A 708-nucleotide genomic window follows, 5' to 3' on the forward strand; every position below is an offset into this window, starting at 1 on the left:
ACGAKAYGGGCCCTCGGGTATCGCCGAATGCGTTCGACGAGGAAGCTGAGAAGGTCGCGCATAGCCCGCCCTTCTTCGTCGCGATCATGCGCCCAGAAGGCCCGGAACTGCCACTCACCGTCCTCCATGAACCAGACACCATGGAGATATTCGAGGCCTCCGGGAAAATATGGGTCGCCTTCAATGTCGTAGAACACGTCGCCATCCGCCGGTTCAGGCAAGAGACCGAAGCCTTTGCCCGGCTCCGGTTCCCGCAACTCGAAGGATGGGCCGGTGCCCGCGCGCCGGGCCGTCTGCAGTCTGGCTTGTGCCACAAGCTTGCGCTGCGTCTCTGCTGCCATCTTCGGGACACGTTCCGCCCTCCCGGCAAGCGCCGTCATGGTGGTAACCCCGGCTGCCTCGAGTTTCTGGCGTTGGCTGCGGGTTATGCCTGCGACAAGGGCAAGGCTGTCGTCCTGCTCCCACTGCGCATTGCAATGATCGCTCCAGCGGCAAAGGCCACAGGAGGCGTTGGGCTCGGCGCGGGTTGCCGGGCGTTCGGCCACAAACCCTTCAAGCATCGAGCGCGCATGCCGCGCGTACGCGGAGACATCGGCCAGACGAACCGTGTATCGGCTGCCGTCTCCCAGCTGGAGATGCGGATGGCATGCAGAGCTTTGCCGGCTTGCGTCTGGGCTATGCGTTCCGCATTTTGCCGGGGCTGGAAGC

At 64.2% G+C, this 708-nt stretch carries 1 protein-coding gene; it reads right to left on the minus strand.

What is annotated here, in order from left to right:
- Positions 1-629 (minus strand): TM0106 family RecB-like putative nuclease (locus SOQ14_RS14390; protein ID WP_322898795.1); only part of this gene is annotated, 629 nt, incomplete at its 3' end.
- Positions 630-708 lie beyond the last annotated feature (79 nt).

Source organism: Erythrobacter epiphyticus (genome assembly GCF_034653295.1).
Classification (GTDB): domain Bacteria; phylum Pseudomonadota; class Alphaproteobacteria; order Sphingomonadales; family Sphingomonadaceae; genus Erythrobacter.